Source organism: Mesorhizobium sp. WSM2240 (assembly GCF_040438645.1).
In the GTDB taxonomy this organism is placed as follows: Bacteria; Pseudomonadota; Alphaproteobacteria; order Rhizobiales; family Rhizobiaceae; genus Allomesorhizobium.
The window spans coordinates 453,081-476,004 of record NZ_CP159253.1; the positions used below are offsets into that span (position 1 = coordinate 453,081).

The 22,924-nt window shown below is 63.5% G+C and carries 17 protein-coding genes and 1 other annotated feature; of the genes, 13 read left to right on the top strand and 4 right to left on the bottom strand.

All coding sequences use genetic code 11. The features are described from left to right. Window positions 1–274 precede the first annotated feature (274 nt). Window positions 275–961 (bottom strand): TetR/AcrR family transcriptional regulator, encoded by a 687-nt coding sequence (locus tag ABVK50_RS02175; RefSeq protein ID WP_353643002.1) that lies wholly within the window; start codon window positions 959–961, stop codon window positions 275–277. Window positions 962–1,102: 141 nt separating this feature from the next. On the opposite strand from ABVK50_RS02175, the gene ABVK50_RS02180 reads away from it, so the two are divergent. The 3 genes from ABVK50_RS02180 to ABVK50_RS02190 are packed head-to-tail and all read left to right on the top strand — an operon-like array spanning window position 1,103 to window position 4,054. Next, window positions 1,103–2,107, top strand: a complete 1,005-nt coding sequence (locus ABVK50_RS02180) for an efflux RND transporter periplasmic adaptor subunit (RefSeq protein WP_353643001.1) — start codon at window positions 1,103–1,105, stop codon at window positions 2,105–2,107. A 7-nt stretch (window positions 2,108–2,114) separates the two neighbouring features. Further along, window positions 2,115–3,356, top strand: coding sequence for an ABC transporter permease (locus tag ABVK50_RS02185; protein WP_353643000.1), 1,242 nt, complete (start codon window positions 2,115–2,117; stop codon window positions 3,354–3,356). Beyond that, window positions 3,353–4,054: an ABC transporter ATP-binding protein gene (locus tag ABVK50_RS02190; RefSeq protein ID WP_353642999.1), complete on the top strand. Its 702-nt coding sequence runs from the start codon at window positions 3,353–3,355 to the stop codon at window positions 4,052–4,054. The genes ABVK50_RS02185 and ABVK50_RS02190 overlap by 4 nt, the downstream gene beginning before the upstream one ends. 98 nt (window positions 4,055–4,152) lie before the next feature. On the opposite strand, the gene ABVK50_RS02195 is transcribed toward ABVK50_RS02190, so the two are convergent. Further along, entirely contained in the window at window positions 4,153–6,072 is a 1,920-nt protein-coding gene (locus tag ABVK50_RS02195) for a tetratricopeptide repeat protein (RefSeq protein WP_353642998.1), read from the bottom strand. Between the two features lie 282 nt (window positions 6,073–6,354). On the opposite strand from ABVK50_RS02195, the gene ABVK50_RS02200 reads away from it, so the two are divergent. The 6 genes from ABVK50_RS02200 to ABVK50_RS02225 all read left to right on the top strand — a co-directional run bounded on the left by ABVK50_RS02200 (window position 6,355) and on the right by ABVK50_RS02225 (window position 15,580). Beyond that, window positions 6,355–7,749 carry a cytochrome c gene (locus tag ABVK50_RS02200; RefSeq protein WP_353642997.1) on the top strand — a complete coding sequence of 465 codons (1,395 nt, stop codon included), beginning with the start codon at window positions 6,355–6,357 and terminating at the stop codon, window positions 7,747–7,749. A 2-nt stretch (window positions 7,750–7,751) separates the two neighbouring features. Then, window positions 7,752–8,252 (top strand): (2Fe-2S)-binding protein, encoded by a 501-nt coding sequence (locus tag ABVK50_RS02205; RefSeq protein ID WP_353642996.1) that lies wholly within the window; start codon window positions 7,752–7,754, stop codon window positions 8,250–8,252. Beyond that, a complete protein-coding gene (locus ABVK50_RS02210) occupies window positions 8,249–10,492 on the top strand; it encodes a molybdopterin cofactor-binding domain-containing protein (protein WP_353642995.1) in 2,244 nt (747 codons plus the stop codon). Before ABVK50_RS02205 ends, ABVK50_RS02210 begins: the two co-directional genes overlap by 4 nt. A gap of 132 nt (window positions 10,493–10,624) precedes the next feature. After that, complete coding sequence (locus ABVK50_RS02215) at window positions 10,625–10,885, top strand: hypothetical protein (protein WP_353642994.1); 261 nt, start codon at window positions 10,625–10,627, stop codon at window positions 10,883–10,885. Window positions 10,886–10,898: 13 nt separating this feature from the next. Next, window positions 10,899–12,392 (top strand): efflux RND transporter periplasmic adaptor subunit, encoded by a 1,494-nt coding sequence (locus tag ABVK50_RS02220; protein ID WP_353642993.1) that lies wholly within the window; start codon window positions 10,899–10,901, stop codon window positions 12,390–12,392. Beyond that, window positions 12,389–15,580 carry an efflux RND transporter permease subunit gene (locus tag ABVK50_RS02225; RefSeq protein WP_353642992.1) on the top strand — a complete coding sequence of 1,064 codons (3,192 nt, stop codon included), beginning with the start codon at window positions 12,389–12,391 and terminating at the stop codon, window positions 15,578–15,580. The genes ABVK50_RS02220 and ABVK50_RS02225 overlap by 4 nt, the downstream gene beginning before the upstream one ends. Before the next feature lie 125 nt (window positions 15,581–15,705). Here the strand turns inward: ABVK50_RS02225 and ABVK50_RS02230 are convergent, their stop codons facing one another. After that, a complete protein-coding gene (locus ABVK50_RS02230) occupies window positions 15,706–16,560 on the bottom strand; it encodes a universal stress protein (RefSeq protein ID WP_353642991.1) in 855 nt (284 codons plus the stop codon). 10 nt (window positions 16,561–16,570) lie between these two features. After that, on the bottom strand, window positions 16,571–18,055 hold the full coding sequence (locus ABVK50_RS02235) for a SulP family inorganic anion transporter (protein ID WP_353642990.1): 1,485 nt from the start codon (window positions 18,053–18,055) through the stop codon (window positions 16,571–16,573). Window positions 18,056–18,124: 69 nt separating this feature from the next. Further along, window positions 18,125–18,180 (bottom strand) — a sequence feature (sul1 is cis-regulatory element that is thought to sense ions involved in sulfur or methionine metabolism; They are found in Alphaproteobacteria). 174 nt (window positions 18,181–18,354) lie between these two features. On the opposite strand from ABVK50_RS02235, the gene ABVK50_RS02240 reads away from it, so the two are divergent. From ABVK50_RS02240 to ABVK50_RS02255, 4 genes are all read left to right on the top strand, one after another. Beyond that, window positions 18,355–19,602: a Gfo/Idh/MocA family oxidoreductase gene (locus ABVK50_RS02240; RefSeq protein ID WP_353642989.1), complete on the top strand. Its 1,248-nt coding sequence runs from the start codon at window positions 18,355–18,357 to the stop codon at window positions 19,600–19,602. Window positions 19,603–19,785: 183 nt separating this feature from the next. Beyond that, window positions 19,786–21,075 (top strand): ABC transporter substrate-binding protein, encoded by a 1,290-nt coding sequence (locus ABVK50_RS02245; protein ID WP_353642988.1) that lies wholly within the window; start codon window positions 19,786–19,788, stop codon window positions 21,073–21,075. Window positions 21,076–21,143: 68 nt separating this feature from the next. Continuing rightward, window positions 21,144–22,049, top strand: a complete 906-nt coding sequence (locus ABVK50_RS02250) for a sugar ABC transporter permease (protein ID WP_353646046.1) — start codon at window positions 21,144–21,146, stop codon at window positions 22,047–22,049. Then, on the top strand, window positions 22,050–22,901 hold the full coding sequence (locus tag ABVK50_RS02255) for a carbohydrate ABC transporter permease (protein WP_353642987.1): 852 nt from the start codon (window positions 22,050–22,052) through the stop codon (window positions 22,899–22,901). The last annotated feature ends 23 nt before the right edge of the window (window positions 22,902–22,924 follow it).

Here is a 22,924-nt window from a genome sequence, read left to right on the forward strand (position 1 = left end):
GAATCAAGTAAATTGCACACGCAAAAAAGCCCGCTGCGGGAGGAGGTGCAGCGGGCTCTATTGAGGCGAACCCGGGAGGAGGTGAGTTCGCTTTGGCCGGCATCGCATCTGGGAGGAGTAGATGGCCGACAACACTTAATCTAGTCCTCGCCCATAGATTGGGCAATAGAACAATCTGCCTGACTCTTATGCAGATTGTCGCAGGCCCGGTTCCTCCTTGCTGGTTTTCCGGCCCGACGAGGTTTTTGATCAGATCACGTTTGCCGCGGCGCGATCAGGAAGTATCCGTGGTAAGAAGGGCGTGCGCAAAACCGGGTTCGGCGACCTCGATCGTTCCGTCCGGCAGCTTGAGAACGCGGTCGACAGCGATCCCGTAAAGCCGCAGTCGTTCGTCCAGCACACGCACGGCTTCGTCGATATTACCCGCTTCCGCCTGCTGTATGGCCCGGTGCATCACGGTCGCGAGGCTGAGGCGGAACTGCAGCAGCATCTCGGCGAACGCCTGCGGATCGGGCGCGTCGAAACGTCCCATACGGCTACCCTCTGCGATGATTTCGGTGATGACCGGCGCGGCGACTTCGGAGACCGCCCGGTCGATGCGGTGGAAGAGCACGACGTTCTCGGGCCGGAAGACCACGTCGAAAGTGCGCCGCATCTGCGGCGCCAGTTCACGCTTGAACCGCCGGGAACCGGCGAAGAGCGCATTGAGGCGCTCTACCGCGTCGAGCGAGCGGTCCTCGAGAATGGGCCGCAGTTGTTCCATGCTTTCTCGCGCCACACGGGCGGCGAGCGCTTCGAGCAGCGCCTCTTTGGACGGGAAGTAGTGGTAAAACGCGCCTTTCGAAAGGCCGGCTTCGCGGATGATGTCGTTGACCGTCGTGTTGTCATAACCGCGCTCGAAGAACAGCCGCTGCGCACAATCGAGCAGTTCGGCGGAGCGGATTTCCGGAGATTTTACCACTCGGGCCAGGCTTCGATCCCCGCTGCCGTTTGGCGGAACCTACCCGCCGTAACACATTGTCCTCATTATAGACCGACGGTCGGTCTAATGCTATAGGTGCCGTCGCCAAAAACCGGTTCAACTGTTACGGGAGAAGTTCTGGTGCGGCTGCTGCGATTTTTCCTTCTCATCGTCGTGCTCGCGGCCGCGGTTGGCGCCGCAGGCTGGTATTTTTGGCGGCCAGTCTCGGTTTCGGTCGTGACGCCCACGCGCGGAGACGCAGCCGAGATCGTCTATGCCAACGGCGTCGTCGAACCGCGCAATTGGGCCAAGGTGACGCCGTTGGTGCGCGAGCGAATCGTCGAACAATGCAATTGCGAAGGCGCGCCGGTGGAAAAAGGCGACGTGCTCGCCCGGCTTGACGACAGCGAAGCGCAGGCGGTGCTCGCCGAACTCGAGGCCCGGCTTTCGCTGGCGCAGGAGGAACTTCGACGCCTCTCGGTGCTCGCGGAACGCAATACGGCCAGCCAGCAGGCGCTTGATCGCGCGCAAAGCGAGGTCACGCAGATCGAGGCGCTGGTGGCCGGGCAAAGCGCGCGGCTCGAAAGCTATACGCTGCGCGCGCCGATCGCCGGCAAAGTGCTCAGGCAGGATGGCGAGGTCGGTGAGGTCGCTGATCTGGGCACGGTGCTGTTCTGGGTCGGCGATCCGAGGCCGCTGCTCGTGGTGGCCGATGTCAACGAGGAAGATATTCCGCGCGTCGAGGTGGGTCAGCGGGCGCTGCTGCGTTCCGACGCGTTCCCCCGACAGGAGCTCGAAGCGGTCGTGGACAGCATCACGCCCAAGGGCGATCCGGTGACCAAGACCTATCGCGTGCGCTTCCGCCTGCCTGACGACACGCCGCTGCTGATCGGCATGTCCGTCGATGTGAACATCATCACCGACGTTTCGGAGGACGCGCTGCTTGTGCCGTCGGTATCCATCGAGGGAAACCGGGTGTTCGTTGTCGAAGGCGACAGGGCGCGGCTTCGCGAGATCGAGACCGGCATCCGCGGCATCCGCGGCGTTGAAGTGCTCTCGGGGCTTGACGAAAAGACGCGCATCATCTCGCCCTATCCGGAGGCGCTCGAGAACGGCGCGCGGGTTGCCGTCGAGGGCGGGGAGTGAGGCCGCCATGCGCCTCATCATAGATATCGCCATGACCCACATAGCCGGGCGAGGGCGGCAGACGCTGGTCGCGGTGATCGGGGTCGCCGTCGGCGTTGGCTTCTCCATCGCCATGGCGGCGCTGATGCAGGGCGGCCAGGACGATTTCGTCGAGCAGCTGGTCAACACCATGCCGCATGTGCAGGTGACCGACGAGCAGAGGACGGCGCGCCGCCAACCGGCCGAGGACGCATTCGACGCGGTGGCAATTTCGGGGCTGAGGCCGCGCGACGACCGGCGCGGCATCATAAATCCCACTGAAGCGCTCTCCTGGCTTGAAGGCTGGATACCCGGGCGGTTCGCGCCGAGCCTCAGAACGCAGGGCGTCATCCGCTACTCGAGCCGCGAGGTCGGCGCCGCGATCATCGGGGTCGATCCCGAAGCCGAGCCGGCCGTCTCGCCCATCGTGGGAGAGTTCGTGCAGGGCAGCTTCCCAGGGCTGACGGCTGGCGGCAACAACATCGTGGTAGGCGACACCATGGCGGAACGCCTGGGCGCGGGACTGGGCGACACCGTCACGGCGGTATCGTCGGAAGGGCTGAGCCGGAGCTTCAGGATCGTCGGGCTGTTCCACACCGGCACCACGGCGCGCGACGAGGGCGAGGCCTACGTGCTGCTGAAGAACGCGCAAATTCTCTCCGCCCGCCCGAACGCGATCAACGAGATCCGCATCAAGCTCAACGACCCGAATGCGGCGCCGGCGGTCGCGCGGCGCGTGGAAGCGGAAATCGGCTACAAGGCGGTGGCGTGGCAGGAGGCGAACGAATCGATTCTCGAAGCGCTCGTCGTGCGCAATGTCATCATGTACACGGTGGTTGCGGCGATCATGCTGGTCGCCGGCTTTGGCATCTACAACATCATCTCGACCATCACCCACGAGAAGGCGCGCGACATAGCCATCATGAAGTCGCTCGGCTTCGGCGAGGCCGACATGCGCCGGCTGTTCCTGCTCGAAGGCGTCGCGATAGGCGCCGGCGGTTCGATGCTCGGCTGGCTGCTCGGCTTTTCGCTGGTTTACGCGCTGTCGCTGGTACGCTTCGAGCTCGCCGCGACTGGCCAGGAGATGACGCGCCTGCCGATCGCCTGGAGCGTTCTCCATTATATCATCGCGTCCTCCTTCGCGCTGGGCTCGGCGGCGGTTGCCGGCTATCTGCCAGCGCGCCGCGCCGCCCGCCTCAATCCGGTCGACATCATCAGGGGAGCGACGTGACCACGCTCATCGAAGCCGAGAAGCTGACCCGTATCCTCGCCGAAGCCGTGCCGGTCACGCTGGTCGAGGACGTGTCGCTGACGATCGGCGAGAAGGAGTTCGTCGCCGTTACCGGCCCGTCCGGTTCCGGCAAGTCGTCGCTGCTCTATCTGCTCGGCCTGCTTGATCGACCGACCTCGGGCACGCTGAGGATCGGCGGCCGCGATGCCGGGCCGATGAGCGAGGCGCAGCGCGCCCGGACGCGGCTTGCGATGCTGGGCTTCGTTTTCCAGTTCCATTTCCTGTTGCCGGAGTTCTCGGCGCGCGAGAATGTCGAGATCCCGATGCGCAAGCTCGCTCGGCTGAGCAGGGCCGAGATGCGGGACAGGGCAGGCGAACTGCTGGAATCGCTGGGCCTCGCCGACCATGCGGACAAGCGACCCGATCAGCTCTCCGGCGGCCAGCGCCAACGCGTGGCCGTGGCTCGCGCGCTTGCCAACGACCCGCCCCTGGTGCTGGCCGACGAACCGACGGGCAGCCTGGACAGCAAGAGCTCCGAGCAGGTTTTCTCGATTCTCGAGGCGCTCGTGCGCGAGGGCGGCAAAACCGTCGTCGCGGTTACCCATGATCTCGACTTGGCGGCCCGCATGGACCGTCGCATTCATTTGGTCGATGGGATGATCGAGAATGGGGAGCAGCGGTCGGCTGCGGTTACTTAGCAGCTCGCGGGTAGATGTTCGAAACAAGCTCTACCGGGACGCTGTCACGTCACCGAGATCTTTCTCAAGCGACCCGCGCCGACGCCGATTGTGCGAGGCTACGCGGCCCGTTTCATTTCGCGATTCAGCCGCTCTGCTGTCTCTGGCGCTTCAGCCTGCGCCAACTCGGAAAGAAAGCGCTCCATGAGCGGCGAGTTGCCGAACCTGCGATAGTCCCGTTCGGCCGCAAGCGAAAACTTCGGATTGGCCGCGAGCAATCGCGCCATTGTTGTCTGCGCCTCGCCCAGTTCGCCTTGGTTGGCCTGGGCGGCGGCAAGGATCAGCAGACAGTTCGCGTCTGTCGGTGCGCGCAGGAGGCATTCTGCGAGGACCGTTTCGGCCTCGGTCACGCGCCCGGCTGCGTAAAGCGCTTGGCCATGGACGTACACATAATATTCAGGCGCCATCGGATGCAGACGTCGGGCGCGTTCCGCGTTGGCAACGGCATCGTCATAGTCGCCAAAACGCACCTGGGCCTTGGCCAATGCCATGAGGCTGTCCGGATCGTTTGGATTCAGTTCGACTGATTGCCGGGCTGCCCGCATGCTTTCTTCGTAGTCTCCTTTGGCAGACAGTCCGAAGCTGAGCACCTGGTATCCGATGGGCAGGTTCGGGCTGAGCCGTATCGATTGCCGCGCCTCGCTGAGCCCGATCTCGATGTCGGCCTCTGTCGCCCGGCCGCTTACGCCTTGGACGAAGTCCACGATATAAGTCATCCCCAGATAGGCGCGAGCGGCGGCATAGCCGGGATCGAGCTCAAGTGCCCGCTGATAGAGGGCGCGTGACGCCAGAAGATCGGCATCGTTAGATGACCCATGCTTGTACCGGTTGCGCGCTTGGAGAACCAGATCGTAGGCTTGCAGGTTTTCGGTCGGTCGATTCGCAGCCTCGGCCACTTCGGATTCGCGAACGTAGGAAACAAGGTGCGCCACAATCTCGGAAGTCAGGTCGGTCTGCACCGCAAAAACGTCCTCGACGCGCCGATCATAACTGCGTGACCAGAGATGAGCGCCGTTTCGGGTGTCGATAAGCTGCGCAACCACGCGGAGTTGATCGCCTTCTCGGCGCGCGCTCCCTTCGACAACATATGCGACGCCGAGTCTGGCGCCGACTTCGCGGATGTCGACGGCCTGTCCTCGAAAAGCAAATGACGAATTGCGAGCGATCACCTGAAGTTCGGCGTTTCGCGCAAGCTCCGTGATGATGTCTTCCGTGAGGCCGTCGGCGAAGTAGTTCTGACCGTCGTCGCCGCTCATATTGTCGAAGGGAAGCACCGCGACTGAAGGACGAGCGTCGGCTGTTTGAACGCCGGATATCCAAGCCAGGGACGGCCGAACGTAGCCTGTAATATCCGATAGCCACGCGTTTTCAGCCGTCGTCGCTGCAATGACCGCAACGGCGGCCAAACCGCCAGCACAAGCCAATATCGCTCGGCGCCCGGTTGGCACGATGCGCTGCACCCAGCCCACGGTTGCTCCCAGGCCCCGTTGCTTCGATCTGACGACATAGACGTCGATTGCGTCGGGAATGTTCTTCGCTTTCCGAAGACCTATCCGTTGGAAATATTGATCGCGATTCCTGTCGGCGCTACGCACGACTGCGGCGCTGACATAGATGCTGCCCGGCTCCGCCATGGCCTCGAGCCTTGCCGCGACATTGACCCCGTCGCCGAAAACGTCCCCGTCTTCTACTATGACATCGCCGAGATTGAGTCCGATCCGAAGCTTGAGGGGAAGTTTGGCAAAGCCGTCTTGAATGTCGACCGCGGCATCGAGCGCCTCGTTGACGCTGGGAAATGCCGCCAAAAAACCGTCGCCGGTATTTTTGAATATACGGCCTTTGTGCCGCTCGAAAACCGGTCGGATCACTTCGTCGAAGGCGCTGCGCAAACCCGCATAGGTTGCCGTCTCATCCTCGGCCATGAGGCGGCTGTATCCGACGATGTCACCGGCGACAATGGCAGCAAGCTTACGTTCCATGTCGTTACCTCGAACCCACCGCGCCAATGAGATAGCACGCGTAAACTGGTCTAGCCATTCACGTCAGTGTGTCCGAGGCGGGTTTGGCCAAACGGCCCACTCAACCCTAGAATGCCGTTGGGCGTGAAAACTGAATCAGCCAACCCTTGGGATAGCCGTGTCTTTCAGGCTCGGGAAACTCAACGGTGTAAGCGGCTGAGTGATCGGTACGCCTTCGGAACAAAATGACGGAGCGCCGCGTTCAATTCGACTCATGGACTGAATCGGGAGGAGGACGGCGACATGCGAGCCGTGCGGATACTCGCTGCAGTCGCGGTCGTGGCAGGTCTGGTGCTTCTCGGTTTGGCGGCATTTGCCTGGCGTTCGGAAATTCCAGCAGAAGAAATCTCCGAAAGCACCCAGTTCGATCCGGCCCTGATAGAAAAAGGCGCGCAACTGGCGGCGGTGGGTAATTGCATCGCCTGTCACACCGTCCCGGGAAGCAAGGCTTTTGCCGGCGGACTGGCCGTTCCGACGCCGTTCGGCACCATCTACTCGACCAACATAACGCCCGATCCGGAAACCGGGATCGGCCGCTGGAGCGAGGCGGCGTTTCAGCGCGCCATGCGCGAAGGCGTCGATCGTGAAGGCAGCCACCTCTATCCCGCCTTCCCCTATGACCACTTCACCCGCGTCACCGACGGGGACAACAGAGCACTCTATGCCTATCTGATGAGCAGAGAGCCGATCAGCGCCGTCGCGCCGCCGAACGAACTGTCGTTTCCGCTGAATATCCGGCCTTTACTCGCCGGGTGGAAGTTTCTCTATCTCGACGAAGGCCCATTCGCGGCGAACACACAGCAAAGCGAGGCGTGGAACCGTGGCGCCTATCTCGCGGAAGGGCTCGGGCATTGCGGCGCGTGCCATACGCCGCGCAACGATCTTGGCGCCGAAGACAGGGACCGGCATTTCGCCGGAGGCGAGGCCGAAGGCTGGCAGGCCTACGCCATCGACCAGTCTTCCCCGGCGCCGATCCCCTGGGACCGGGAGAGTCTGGCCTTCTACCTCAGAAACGGCTGGCACGAACTGCACGGGGTATCACGCGGCCCGATGGCGGAAGTGACGGGCAATCTCGGATTGCTGCCCGACAGCGACATCGATGCCATTGCCACCTATGTGAGCTCCGTCATGGGCGTACCGACGCCGGAGCGCCGCCGGCAGGCCGACGAGTTGCGTGAGGAGATCGTCGGCAGGTCGCCCGGCCTCGTCGTGGCGGCCGATAGCCAGGATAATCCGAGCGTCGGCGACGCCGCGGCCGATCCGGGCGCGGCCATCTACGCCGCCGCCTGCGCGTCCTGCCATGAGGGCAACCGTCCGCAGCCGTTCGGCGGCCTGAACTTCGCTCTCTCCACGGCGGTGAACGCGCCAAATCCGCAAAACATCGTGAATGTCACGCTGTTCGGACTGCCGCCGGCCGACGGCGAGGCAAGTTCGGTGATGCCGGCGTTTGCCGGCGTGCTCGGGGACGAAGAGGTAGCGCAACTGCTCGCTTACATGCGCGAACGCTTCTCTGATGAACCGGCCTGGGCAGGCCTCGCGGAACAGGTGCGCCGGACGCGGACGGGCGAGTACGAGGTCTCGATCAGACCGGCCGACGGAATTGAAAGAGCGCCGATCAATGTGGGCGCGGAGGACTGACGATGGCGATTTCACTCAAAGTCAATGGCGCCACACATCAGATCGATGCGGATCCGGCAACACCGCTTCTCTACGTGCTGCGCAACGATCTCGCGCTGAACGGCGCCAAGTTCGGTTGCGGCTTGGGGCAATGCGGCTCCTGCATGGTGATGGTCGAAGGCGAGGCTGTGCTTTCCTGCGTCACGCCCATCATGCTGCTGGAAGGCCGCGAGATCACGACGGTGGAAGGGCTGGGCACAATCGAGGAGCCAGGTCCGCTCCAGGCGGCCTTCATCGAGATGCAGGCGGCGCAATGCGGCTATTGCATTCCCGGCATGATGATGAGTGCGCAGGCGCTGCTGCAGAAAAATCCGGCGCCGAGCGACGAGGATATCCGCGACGCGCTAAGCACCAATCTCTGCCGTTGCGGCACGCATATGCGCATTCTCGCTGCAATACGTCGGGCCGGTGAGGTGATGCAGTCGGCCGGCATGAAAACGACGACGAACGGGAGGACGGGATGACCGATATCCTGGAAAAAGGCGGGGTCACCCGCCGCGGCGTTCTCACTGGCGCCGGAGCGCTTGTGGTCAGTTTCTCGCTGCTGTCGCGCTCGCTGGCGCAGGAGGCCGCACAGCCTACGGCGCCGGAATCGCCTGAACTGCCGGGGAGCCTCGACGAAAACCGCTTCCTCGATGCATGGATACGCATAGACGCCGATGGCGCGATCACCGTCTTCACCGGCAAGGTGGAACTTGGACAAGGCATCCGGACGGCGCTGCTTCAGGTAGCGGCAGAGGAACTGGACGTCGAGCCCGGAGATATCGAGCTGATCACGGCCGATACCGGCAGGACGCCGGACGAAGGCTTCACCGCCGGCAGCCAATCCATGCAGAACAGTGGGACGGCGATCCGTCATGCGGCGGCGCAGGTGCGCGAGATGCTGTTCACCGAAGCTGCCCAGCGTTTCGCAGTCGCCCCCGGCGAACTGAGGGCTGAAGGCAAGGCCGTCATCTCATCGGACGGCCGCTCTGTCGGTTACGGCGAGCTCGTGTCGGCGCAACTGCTGCATATCGAGGCGCGGCCGCAATCCAGTTTCAAACAGCCTGGAACATTCCGCGTGATGGGAAAGCCGATGCCGCGCGTGGACATCCCCGCCAAGGTGACCGGCGGCGTCGCCTATGTCCACGACCTGCGGCTGGAAGGCATGCTGCACGCCCGCGTCGTGCGCCCGCCAAGCCCTGGCGCACGCGTTGCGAACGTCGACGCAAGCGACGTCGAAAATATGCCTGGCGTGGTGTCCGTCATCCGCGACGGCGGCTTCCTGGCGGTGGTGGCGGAAGGAGAGTGGCAGGCAGTCGCCGCCATGCGGGCGCTTGCCGCCGCAGCCCGGTGGGAGGAGACAGCCACGCTGCCCGACCAGACCGACCTGCCGGCGGTCCTGGAAGGCCTTGAACGCGAGGTCGGCCTCGTGTCCGAAAGCGGCTCGCCCTCAATCGGCACGGGAAAGACATTCGAGGCGGTCTTCACCCGGCCCTATCAAATCCACGGGGCGATTGGACCGTCCTGCGCCGTGGCGCAGATGGAGGGAGAGAGGCTGACCGTCTGGTCGCATACCCAGGGGGTCTATCCCGATCGCGAGGCGATCGCCGAGATGCTCGGCATGCCGCTGGAGCAGGTTCGCGTCATCCATATGGAAGGCTCCGGCTGCTATGGCCACAACGGCGCGGACGATGCCGCCGCAGACGCCGCGCTGATCGCGCAGAAACTGCCGGGCCGGCCGGTCCGCGTTCAATGGATGCGTGAGCAGGAGCATGCCTGGGAGCCTTACGGCCCAGCAATGCTGATCAAGGTGCGCGCCTCGCTCGGCGGTGACGGGCGCATCTCCGGCTGGAACTACGACCTCTGGAGCAACACCCACTCCACCCGTCCGGGAGGCGCCGGGGCGCTGCTTGCAGCCCGTCACAAAGAGCAGCCGTTCACGCCGGAGACGCCAGAACTCAGGATCAGCCCTTCCGGCAATGGCGACCGCAACGCCAATCCGCCCTATATCCTCCCGAACAAGCGTGTGCTCTGGCATTTCCTGCCCGATATGCCGCTGCGCGTCTCGGCGCTGCGCGCGCTGGGCGCCTATGCCAATGTCTTTGCCGTTGAAAGCACCATGGACGAACTGGCGCTTGCCGCCGACGCCGAACCCGTGGAATTCCGGCTCCGACACCTCGACGATCCGCGTGCGCGTGCCGTGGTCGAGCTGGCGGCGGAGCGCTTCGGATGGTCGAACGCTGCTTTGCCGAGCGGTCACGGACGAGGCTTCGGCTTTGCGCGCTACAAGACCCTTGCCGCCTACCTCGCGGTCGCTGTCGAGGTTGAAGTGGCGAGGGAAACAGGTCGCGTTCGAGTCGTCCGCGCCGTTTCGGCGATCGATAGCGGCGAAGTGGTCAATCCCGACGGCATCCGCAACCAGACCGAGGGCGGGATCCTGCAATCGATCAGCTGGACGCTCTACGAAGCGGTAACCTTCGACGATACGAGGATCACCAGCGTCGACTGGTCGAGCTATCCCATTCTTCGCTTCGCGAGCGTGCCGGACAGCGTAGAGGTACATATCATCGATCGGCCAGGCGAACCGTTTCTGGGAACCGGTGAAGCGGCCCAGGGCCCTGTGGCGGCGGCGGTCGCCAATGCGATCCGGAATGCCACTGGCCAGCGTCTCTATAACCTGCCGTTCACGCGCGATCGCGTGAGAAACGCGATAGGCGCCTGACGGTCACGGCGGCGCTAAAGTACTGAAGCAGGGTTTGCTCCCGTTGCCAGCGCCGCTGTTGAATTCGGAAGCGTCGCGAGATCGAAACGTTGCCACTGAAATTCGCGGGGCGGAAACTTACACAATTCTTGCTTGCGGGGAACACTCGGCGGCGGTGAGGCGCCGGCGCTCGGAACATCCTCGTGGGCCGACGAGTTAGTGCAAGGTCACGGGACACTCGGCGGCGCCTGGATCACGGCATCGCCGCTCATGCTCGACCGCATGATGTATGCCGAAACGTCAGCCTACGTGGCGGCCAGCCTGCTCCTGATCGGACTGAGCCCGCAACCGGCAAGTGCAGAGATGAATGGCAACGGCTTGGATCGGCTGATCATTGAGGGTGGACACGGATAGAGGATTTCCGGCATTGAAAACCTCCTCATGGATAGCCATCGGCCTCTTCGCCGCGACTGCGGCGTGGCTCGCCAGCGGGTACATCATCGACCGCGGGGACGAGGACGAGGAGGAAAGGGCGGCAACGGCGCAGCCGACGCTGGTCGAAGTGCGATCGTCACAGGCAAGAACGGTTCCGCAGTACATCTTCGCGCAAGGCGGCGCGCAGCCGTTCCGCACGGCCGACGTCGTCGCGCAGGCGGCCGGCACCATCGATGCGGTCCTCGTCCAGGAAGGCGATCAGGTGCGCGCTGACACCGTCGTCGCACGCATCCGGCTCGACGCCAGATCAAGCCGCCGCGAGAGCGCGCAGGCGCAGGTCGAGACGCTCGAGGCGGACCTGGAAGGCATGCGCCAGCTTGCAAGGGAAGGCTTCGCGGCGGAGAGCCGGGTCCGCGAACTCGAAGCCCAGTTGGAGAGCGCCCGCGCCGAACTCGCCGGCGTTCGGGAGGAAGTCGAGGATACCGAGGTCAAGGCCCCGATACCCGGCATAGTGAGTGACGTTTTCCTGAACGCCGGCCAGTTCGCCCCGGCGGGCGGGCAGATCATCAGGATCGTAGACAACTCGCCGCTGCGCGTCACGCTGCACGTTTCTCAGCGTGACGTCGGGAAGGTCGACCACGGCAGCGTGGCGCTGGTGAGTTTCGCTACCGGCGGATTGGCCAAGGGCAGGGTCTGCTTCATCGCTCCGGCGGCGGATCCGGAGACCCGAACGTTTCGGGTGGAGGTCCGCGTACCCAACGAGAACCGGCGCATTCCCTCCCGGGTCAGCGCGGAACTGCGGATGACGACCGGCGAGGTGAGGGCCCATTTCATTTCGCCAGCGATTCTTGCTCTCAACGAAGCGGGGGAACTCGGCGTCAAATCCGTGGACGAGAGCCGGAAGGCCGCCTTCCACCCCGTCGAGATATTGCAAGCCGAGACCGACGGAGTCTGGATAGGCGGGCTGCCGGACCGGCTACGACTGATTTCCACGGGCCAGGGATTCGTCCGGCAGGGAGAAAGCGTTCGCGTAGCGAACGAGGAAGACGCCAGGCGGACAGCCGCCAGCGAAGCCCAGGGTCCGCAAGGCGCTCCGCTGCCGACCTCCACGGTACGTTCCGATCCGTTTGACGCGGCGGAAGAGCTTGCCGACCCCCCGCCGGCGGAAGAGCTCTGCGAAAGGAGCGGCGCCGACGCCGTCTCGGCCGGAGTTGCACCCTCTGCCGGACAGGCGGTAGGCGGCGCAGGCGGCCAAGCAGGCGCGCAGCCGGGCGTGACCGACGACGCGGGCGGTGTCCCGCCGGTTCAATCCGTATCGCCGCCTTCCACCGGTGTGACGCCGCCCACCATACCGTCTCCCCCGGTCGCCCAGCCACAAGCCCCCGCACCGGCTGCGCCGCAGGGCGGGGCAGCCGCGCCGGTGGGTCCTGATGCGTTCGGTGGCGAAGCCTCGGGCGGCGCGGCGCAGGGCGGCGCACCGCAATGAAGCGGCTGATCGAAAGCGCCTTTGGCCGCAACCGCCTGGTGACGATCCTGTTCGTGCTGATCCTGATCACTGGCGCATTCGCATATTCCCGCATTGCAAAGGAATCGGCGCCGGACGTGCCTATTCCGATCATCTACGTTTCGGTCGTCTACGAGGGTATTTCGCCGGAGGACGCGGAGCGGCTCCTGGTACGTCCGCTCGAACGAGAGTTGCAGTCGATCGAAGGCGTGGACGAGATGCGCGCCGTGGCCGCGCAAGGATTCGCGTCGGTGACGCTCGAATTCACGGCGGGATTCGATCCAGATCAGGCCGAGCTGGATGTGCGGCAGGCGGTCGAGACCGCCCAGGCGGAATTGCCGCTCGCGGCCGAGGAGCCGGTCGTTCAGGAGGTGAATGTCGCGCTTTTTCCGGTGCTCACCGTCATCCTGTCGGGACCGGTCGCCGAGCGCGCGCTCATCGATCTCGCCGAGGAGTTCAAGGACCGCATCGAGACGCTTCCGACCGTGCTGGAGGTCGATATAGGCGGCGCGCGTGAGCAGGCTCTCGAGGTTCTCGTCGACCCCAGCACGCTCGAAAGCTACGGCATTCCGTTCGAAGAATTGCTGGCGCGCGTCCAGCGCAACAACCAGCTCGTCGCCGCCGGTTCGATCGATACCGGCGCGGGCAAGCTCGCGCTCAAGGTTCCGGGCGTGATCGAGGATCCAGAGGACGTGCGTTCGATCCCGGTCAAGGTCGTGGGAGACACCGTCGTCAGGCTGGGGGACGTCGCCGCAGTACGGCGCGGCTTCAAGGACCCCAACGGGTTCGCCCGCATTGACGGACAGCCGGCCGTGGCGCTGGAGGTCAAGAAGCGGATCGGCGCCAACATCATCGAGACCGTCGAGGCCGTGAAGGCCCTGCTGGAACAGAGCGGGCCGCTGCTCCCGGACAGCGTCTCCGTGACGTTCCTGCAGGACCAGTCGCAGGAGGTGCGCGAGACGCTCGGCGACCTGCAGAACAATGTCATCGCCGCGGTCCTGCTCGTCATGATCGTGACGGTCGCCATGCTCGGCTGGCGCAATGCGCTGCTTGTGGGGTTGTCGATCCCGGCATCTTTTTTCGCCGGCATCATCGTCATTTGGTGGATGGGCTACACACTCAACATCATCGTGCTGTTCAGCCTCATCCTGGTGCTCGGGATGCTCGTGGATTCGGCGGTGGTGACGACGGAACTCGCCGACCGCTGGATGGCTGGCGGAAAGCCGCCGGCCCAGGCCTATAAGGACGCCGCCAAGCGCATGTCGGCGCCGATCCTCGCCTCGACGGCAATCATACTTTGCGTGTTCATTCCGCTGCTGTTCTGGGAAGGCGTCGTCGGCGAATTCATGAAGTTCCTGCCGATTACGGTCATCATCATCATGACCGCATCGCTCTCCATGGGCCTGATCTTCATTCCGGTTCTGGGCAGCCTGATCGGACGCCGAAATCCACGGGCGCAGAAGGAGGAGACCGCGCTGTCTGCGGCCGAATCCGGCGATCTGGAGGATTTGGACCGCGTCACGACGTTCTATGTTGGCGTCCTGAGGCGGTTGCTGCGCTGGCCGGCGACGACGCTCGTCGCGACCTTCGGGCTTCTTGCCGCTGTGATCGCGGCCTATCTGCTTTTCGGGCGAGGCGTCGAGTTCTTCCCCGAAATCGAGCCGCGCTTCGTGCAGGTCACCGTCAAGGCGCGCGACAACCTGTCCGTCTATGAGAAAGATCGCTTGGTGCGCGAAGTGGGCGATGCAATCCTCGGCGTCGGCGGCATCCGGCACATCTATTCGCGCACCATCGACCAAGGGGCGGGAGGGGCGGGAGGGCTACAGGCTGAGCAGATATCAGCCGACACGATCGGCATTCTGCAGCTCGACCTGCTCGAATGGGACCAGCGGCCCCGCGCCGCCCGGATCATTGAGGAAGTGCGTCGGCGGACTGCAGGTATCGCCGGCGTCAGCATCACCGCGAACGAACAGGAGACCGGCCCAACCCAGGGCAAGCCGATACAACTGCGCCTGTTCGGTCCGGACACGAGGACGCTCGAAAAGGCAGCCGGCCAGGCCCGCGCGCTGATGAGCGAGATCGGCGGCTTCGCCGACGTGGAAGACACCACCGACGTTCCCGGCGTCGAGTGGCGCGTCGCGGTCGACCGAGAAAGCGCGGCCCGGTTCGGCGTCGACATTGCGACGCTCGGCCAAGCCGTGCAACTTCTGACGCGGGGCCTGAAGCTTGCCGAATACCGTCCGGAGGACAGCGAGGAAGCGGTCGATATCGTGGTGCGGTTCCCCGCCCATGAACGCACGCTCGACGGGCTGTCGCGCCTGACAATCGCCACAGAACGCGGCCAGACGCCGATAACGAATTTCGTCACAATCGAACCGGCCGAAAAGACCGGAATCATCAGGCGGGTAGATTCCCGCCGCGTCGTCACGGTCGAGAGCGATGTAGCGGAGGACGCGCTGCCGGCGGAAAAGACGGAAGAGCTGCGGCAGGCGCTCGAACGGCAGGGACTACCGCCAGGCGTCGAGGCGCGCTTCGTTGGGCAGCAGGAAGATATCGACGAAGCATCGAACTTCCTCCTGCTCGCCTTCGTGTCCGCGGTGCTGCTGGTTTTCCTCGTGCTGGTGACGCAGCTCAACAACATTTATCAGGCGCTGGTGGTGATGAGCGCCATCGTCTTTTCCATTATCGGCGTGCTGATCGGGCTGTTGCTGACGGACCGGCCCTTCGGCATCGTCATGGGCGGGCTCGGCGTCATTTCGCTCGGCGGGATCGTGGTCAACAACAACATCGTCCTGATCGACACCTACAACGAGATGCGCAGAAAAGGCCGTGATTCCGAGGACGCAGCACTGCGCACGGGGGCGCAGCGTCTTCGGCCGGTCTTTCTCACTTCCATCAACGATGTACTGGGCCTGATGCCGCTGATACTCGGCCTCAACATCAACCTCATCGCCCGCGAGATAAAGTACGGCGCGCCATCGACCCAGTACTGGACGGAACTGTCGACCACGGTCGCGGGCGGGCTCGCCTTCTCTGCCTTCCTGACGCTGATGCTCACGCCGTGCATGCTGGTTCTCGGCGAACGGGTGCACGCAGCGATAACGCGCCGTTACAGCCGCTGGCGGGAGAAACGGGGCAGCTCGCGTCCAGAAGCGGCGGCCGGGGATTAGCGATTCAACGGGCCATGGTGCCGGGATATAATGCCGCGGTTGTCGTAAAGGCGATGTCGACTCGGACGGCTGCTTCAGAACGTACCGACGCCTGAACGCATCCGTCTCACGCTCGGTGACGCGCCTTAACGGAAAAGCATCACCGGCACCTTACATGATCGTATCATCTCGGTCGTCGTAGAGCCGATGACAAGGCTGCGGATGCGCGAATGCCCGTATGCCCCCATGACCAGGAGATCGATGCCTTCGGTCTCGACCGTCCGGGCAATGACGGCGTCCGATTGCCCTGGAACTATATCGGCTTTGGCGGAATATCCGCCGGCCTGAAGAATCGAATCGGCGTCCTGAAGCCGTTTTTGAGATTCTGGCGTATTTTGCCCGACCATCAGAAGCCGACAGGAAAGGCCTTCGAACAGCCGGCTTCTGGCGACGTAGTCAACCGCCTTCATGCTGCTCGCGCCGCCGTCGAAGGCGATCAGAAAGTTCTTGATGGGCCTGAACGCACGCGACGCGACAAAGACCGGCCTGCGGCTCGAACGGGCGATGCGTTCGAGATTCGAGCCCAGATGCAGTTTCGCGAAATCGGCGCCTTCGCCACGCTTGCCTATCACCACCATATCGGCATCGGCTTCGATCTCGGCGATCGTTTCGACGATATCGCCGAGCCGCAGCTTGGTGGCAACGTCGGTGACGCCGGAAGCCTCGATAGCCGCCTTGGCGTCCTCAAGAATTGCGCGGCCGCGCTTCTGGGCAAGCTTTGCCCGCTGCTCGTCGAGCGCGCTCAATTCGGCAAGAAGCGTGCTGCGGGCGCCGAGCGCTATGCTCCCGCTCAAATCCGTCGGCGCGCTCGCGGTTTCGCGACGGCCGAGGACATGGAGAATCTCTATGGGCGACCCCGTGCGTTTTGCGATCCAGGCCGCGTGATCGCAAACGCTCCGCGAATAGACGGACCCGTCCACCAGCGCGATCAGTTTCTGCATTGCTTCCTCCTCAATGTCCCATGAGACGTTCGAGCGCCCCTGGCTTGTCGTGGATGGCGAGCCTGTCCACGATCGTCTCGCTCGCCTCGTTCAGTCCTACAATATCGACCGCCGCCCCCTCCCTGCGGAATTTCAGCACGATCATGTCGAGCGCGGCGACGCTGGAGATGTCCCAGATATGCGCCCGGCTGACATCGATGGTGACCTTTTCAAGCGCTTCCTTGAAATCGAAGGCGGCGGTGAAATCGTCGGCGGACGCAAAGAAGACCTGGCCTTCGATGACGTAGGTTCGCGCCGTTCCATCCTGCGACAGCGTCGAAGTGACCCGGAAGATCTGCGCGATCTTCCAGGCAAAGAAAATGCCGGACAGAAGAACGCCGACGAGAACGCCGATCGCCAGATTGTGGGTGAAGACGACGCACACGACCGTTGCCAGCATGACGACGGACGAACTGCGCGGGTGGTGCTTGAGGTTCCTTACTGACGACCAGGAGAATGTCCCGATCGAGACCATGATCATGATGGCGACGAGCGCCGCCATCGGTATCTGCTTCACCCAGTCGCCGAGAACGACGATCATGAACAGCAGGAACATACCCGCGCAGAAAGTCGAAAGCCGTCCGCGCCCACCCGATTTCACGTTGATGATCGACTGGCCGATCATGGCGCAACCGGCCATGCCGCCGATGAATCCGGTCGCGGTGTTGGCGATGCCTTGACCGATGCATTCCTGGTTCTTGTCGCTCGGCGTATCGGTAAGATCGTCGACGATCGAGGCGGTCATCAGCGATTCCAGCAATCCGACCGCCGCCACCGCCGCCGAATAAGGCAGGATGATCGTCACGGTTTCAAGGTTCGGCGGAATCTGCGGGATAAGGAAGACAGGCAGCGTCGAAGGCAGTTCGCCCATGTCGCCCACGGTCCTCAGGTCGAAGCCGAAATACATGGCGACTGCGGTCAGCACGAGGATGCAGACCAACGGAGAGGGAACCGATTTGGTGAGGAGTGGAAACAGGTAGATGATGCCGAGGCCGGCCGCCACCATCACATAGGTCAGCCACGGCACGCCGATGAGTTCCGGCAACTGCGCCATGAAGATGAGGATCGCGAGCGCATTGAGGAAACCCGTCATCACTGAGCGCGACACAAAGCGCATGACGTAGCCGAGACGCAGCAGCCCGGCTGCGATCTGAATGATGCCGGCAAGCACGGTGGCGGCCAAGAGATATTGAAGCCCATGCTCCTTCACCAGGGTCACCATCAGCACCGCGGTTGCCGCCGTGGCCGCCGAAATCATCCCGGGACGGCCGCCGGTGATGGCGACGATCACCGCGATAGAGAAGGAAGCGTAAAGGCCGACCTTGGGGTCAACCCCCGCAATGATGGAAAAGGCGATTGCTTCAGGGATGAGCGCCAGGGCGACGACCAGACCTGCGAGGATGTCGCTGCGAATGTTGCCGAACCACTGATCGCGGTACACGGTAAGTGAATGCATGAAGAGTCCATTGAAACACAAAACCGCTCGGATCGGGCGATCCGTTCAAAAGCTTATAGTTGGCGGTTGCGTTGTCCGGCGGATCGGCGGCCGGAAGAGCCACCCGGATTCGCACCGGGTCCGATCGAATGACCCTCTATAGGGCGAGATCATCCCGCGTTGCAACATGACACGAGGGCGACTCTGCAATGACCGTTATGCTGATCCACAGTCATGGACCAAACGTCGCGTTTCAAACAACTCTGGGCTACGCTCGCGGTTGAAGCCGAAGCTCGGACCAATGGAGGCAATAAGATCAGATGAATGAAGGCGCGCGGAAGCGGCGCGTCGCCTTGGTCGGCACCGGCCATCGCGGCGCTGGCACGTGGGGCAGGGAACTGCTCGCCAATTGCGGCCAATGGGTCGAGTTTGTCGGTCTTTCGGACCGGAACTCCCTGCGGCTGGAGCGCGCCCGTGCGGCGATCGGCACGGCAGCGCCGGTTTTCACCGATCCTCACGCCATGCTTTCGGCGACCAAACCGGACATGCTGATCGTCTGCAGCCGCGACGACACCCATGCCGAGATGATTGTAGCGGCGCTCGAAGCAGGCGTGGACGTGCTGACCGAAAAGCCCATGACCACGACGGCGGAGATGTGCCGGGCCATTCTGGAGGCCGAGAGGCGCACGGGTCGACGCGTCGATGTGGGCTTCAACTATCGCTTCTCGCCAACCGCGAGGGCCATCAAGGAAGTCCTGCTGTCCGGCGCAATCGGCGAAGTCGTATCGGTCGATTTCCATTGGTATCTCGATGTCCAGCACGGCGCCGATTATTTCCGCCGCTGGCACGCCTTTCTCGCCCACTCCGGCAGCCTCTTCGTCCACAAGGCCACCCACCATTTCGACCTCCTGAACTGGTATCTGGCGTCCGACCCGCAGGAGGTCTTCGCCCGCGGTGCGCTTCGCTATTACGGGCGCGCCGGCCCGTTCCGCGGCCCCCGCTGCAAGATTTGCCCGCACGCCTCCATCTGCGACTTGCATATCGACATCGGCCGCGACCCCTGGCTCGACATGCTCTACGAAGACCCGTCGCGCGAGGACGGCTATTTCCGCGACGCCTGCGTTTTCCGCGAGGAGATCGACATCTTCGACACGATGAGTGCGGCTATCCTCTATGAAAGCGGCGTCCAGGTTTCGTACTCGCTCAACACTTTCATGCCGATCGAAGGCCATCATCTCGCCTTCAACGGCACGAAAGGCCGCGTCGAGGTCCGCCAGTATGAGCGCCAGGCATGGGAGACGCCCGACGAGGATGAGATTTTCGTGATGCGCAATTTCGGCCAAGCGGAGCGCATCCGCATTCCCCACCAGGCCGGTGGGCATTTCGGCGGGGACCTCGCGCTGCAAAAGATGCTGTTCGAACCGGGAGCGGCCGATCCGCTCGGGCAGCGGGCGGGCGGGCGGGCCGGCGCTATCTCGGTCCTCACCGGCATCGCCGCCGTCGAGAGCGCCCGCACCGGTCGCCCCGTGCCGGTGAAGCCGCTGCTGGAAGGCGGGGGCCAAGCCTGATCTTGCAGTGGAACCGGCGGACAGCTACGCCGGTCTCGGTAGTCGCCGCGGTCGCGCAATGCCGGACGGGCCATGTTGCAGCCAAGTAACCATTGAGTTACTATCGACCTATGCGGAGGCTCCGCTGTCAGGCGGCATCCGTGACCAAGGGCGACGGCCCGAACGCTCAGGGAGGAGCAGCACATGAACAACCGCATTTCTCGGCGGGACTTCGGCCGCCTCACGGCCGCCGGCGCATCGCTTGCAGTTCTCGGTGGAACGATGACTCCGGCGCAGGCCGAAACCCGGCTTCGCCTCATCTGGTGGGGCAATCCGGACCGCGACCGCCGCACCAACGAAGTCGTCGACCTCTACCAAAAGAAGAATGCCGACGTGACCATCGCTCCCGAAAATTATCAGTGGGGCGATTATTGGCAAAAGCTCGCCACACAGGCGGCGGGAGGCAGCCTGCCCGACGTCATCCAGATGGATTACCGGTTCATCTTCGAATATGCGCGGCGCGGCCAGCTCGCCGAACTCGATCCATTCATCGGCAATGGTCTGGATCTCGCCGATTTCGACAAGAACCAGCTCGAGTCCGGCAAGGTCGACGGCAAGCTCTACGGCATCTCAATGGGCGCCAATTCCATGGCGATCGTCTACAACAAGACCAAGCTCGACGAACTCGGCGTCACCCTGCCCGACCCGATCACGTGGACCTATGACGACCTGCTGGCGATAGGCAAGGACGTCAAGGACAAGCTTCCCAAGGATCTCTATTTCATCGCCAATCGCGGCATGGAGGAGCCTTGGTTCGAGACCTGGGTGCGCCAGCGTGGCAAGGCGCTCTACACCGATGACGGCCAGCTCGGCTTCGATCTGGAAGACCTGACGGAGTTCTGGGCGCTCTGGTACCAGATGCAGCAGGACGGGCTGACGCCGCCGCCGGACGTGCAGGCGCTCGACGTCGAATCGATCGAGACACAGATGATCGCCACCGGACATTCGGTCGTAGACTTCTGCCATTCGAACCAGTTGGTCGCCGTGCAGAAGCTGATGAAGGACAAGGCCGCCCTTACCATGCTTCCGAACCAGAAGGGCGGGCAGCCGGGGCAATACATGAAGCCGTCGATGCTGCTCTCCATGGCCGCGTCGTCGGCCGCCCAGGACCAGGCGGCGAAGCTCGTCAATTTCTTCATCACCGATCCCGAGGCCAACGACATCCTGCAGATCGAGCGCGGCGTTTCCGGCGACGCCAGCATACGCGAGCGCCTGGTCTCCAATCTTGGTGAGACGGAAACCGCGATCATCGACTATCTGAACGTGGTCGCCAAATCGGTAGGACCGCTGCCGCCGCCGCCGCCCAAGAATGCCGGCGAGGTCGACCGGGCCATGCGACCGGGTTGGGAAGCTGTAGCTTTCGGTCAGCTCAGCGTTGAGGAAGGCGCCAAGCGGTTCTACGAAAAAGCCAAGGACACGCTGGCGCGAAGCTGACCCGTCGGAGCAGCCCGGTGGCATCAACCGCAATCGGAGAAGGGCGACGCGCCGTCGCGCCGCCCGCGTTGCGCGATCGCATCGTCCGCTCGTTCCAGCGCAACGCCGCCGGATACCTGTTCCTGACGCCTTGGCTGATCGGCTTCTTCGGCCTGACGCTCGGTCCGACAATCGCGTCGCTCTATCTCTCCTTCACCGACTACGATCTCCTGACCGCGCCGCGCTGGGCCGGGCTGAAGAACTATTCCTATGCCCTCTTCAGCGACTCCCGTCTGCGGACGGCTCTATCCGTCACCTTCACCTACGTCGTGTGGTCGGTGCCGCTGAAGCTTGCCGCAGCCCTTGCGCTCGCTATGGCGCTCGACCGAAGCGTAAGGGGCGTTTCCTTCTACCGCGCCGTTTTTTACCTGCCCTCTCTGCTCGGCGCGTCGGTTGCGGTGGCCGTTCTGTGGCGGCAGATTTTCGGGCAGGCGGGCCTGGTCAACCAGCTTCTGGCGCTGACCGGATTCATCGGCCCGTCCTGGGTGACGCATCCGAATTACGCGCTGTCGACACTTGTGATGCTCGCCATCTGGCAGTTCGGTTCGCCGATGATCATTTTTCTCGCCGGCCTGCGGCAGATTCCGCAGGACCTTTATGAAGCTGCTTCCATGGACGGCGCCGGTCCGATGCGGCAGTTCTTCCGCATAACGCTGCCGCTGCTCGCGCCAGTCATTTTCTTCAATCTCGTGCTGCAAACGATCGAGGCATTCAAGGCCTTCACGCAGGCCTTCATCGTTTCGGGCGGCACCGGCGGGCCGATCGATTCGACGCTCTTCTACACGCTGTATCTCTACGAGGAAGCCTTCGCCAATTTCCGCATGGGCTATGCCTCGGCGCTCGCCTGGATACTGCTGGTCATCATCGGCATCTTCACCGCGCTGGCGTTCCTCAGCTCGCGCTACTGGGTCTATTACGAGGACGAGGGCCGCTAGATGGCGACGGGATCGAAAGCCCCCGCATTGCGCAGGTCGCTCCTGCGGCACGGCATATTGCTTATCGCAGCCTTCGGCATGCTGTATCCGCTGCTGTGGATGATCGCCAGTTCGTTCAAGCCGGAGGAGCTGATCTTCAGCGAGCCTGGGCTGATCCCCGGCGAATGGGACTGGGACAACTACGCCGAGGGCTGGAACGCACTCAGGGTCAGCTTCACGGAGTTCTACAAGAACTCCTTCATCATCGCGTCGCTGGCGGTGGTCGGCAACCTGTTCGCCTGCTCGTTGACCGCCTTCGCCTTCGCGCGGCTGAACTTCCGCCTGAAGTGGCTATGGTTTGCGCTGATGCTCGGCACGCTGATGCTGCCCTATCACGTCACCCTGGTGCCTCAATACATCCTGTTCCTGAGGCTCGGCTGGGTCGACACCTTCCTGCCGCTGGTGGTTCCGCGCTTCCTCGCCGTCGACGCCTTCTTCATCTTCCTGATGGTGCAGTTCTTCCGCGGCATTCCGCGCGAGATCGACGAGGCGGCAATCATGGATGGCTGCGGGCCATGGCGCATCTACTGGCGCATCATGCTGCCGCTTTCGACGCCGGTGCTTGCCACGGCGGCCATCTTCTCCTTCATCTGGACCTATGACGACTTCCTCGCGCCGCTGATCTATCTGAACGATATGCGCGACTATACGGTGCCGCTGGCGCTGCGCGCCTTCGTCGACGCCACCGGCGAATCCCGCTTCGGCCAGCTCTTCGCGATGTCGACTCTGTCGCTGGTGCCGGTCTTCTTCGTCTTTCTTGCCTTCCAGCGCCTCATCATCAGGGGCGTCGCGTTGGGCGCGCTGAAACGCTGAGCTGGCTATTGAACATGAAAGGA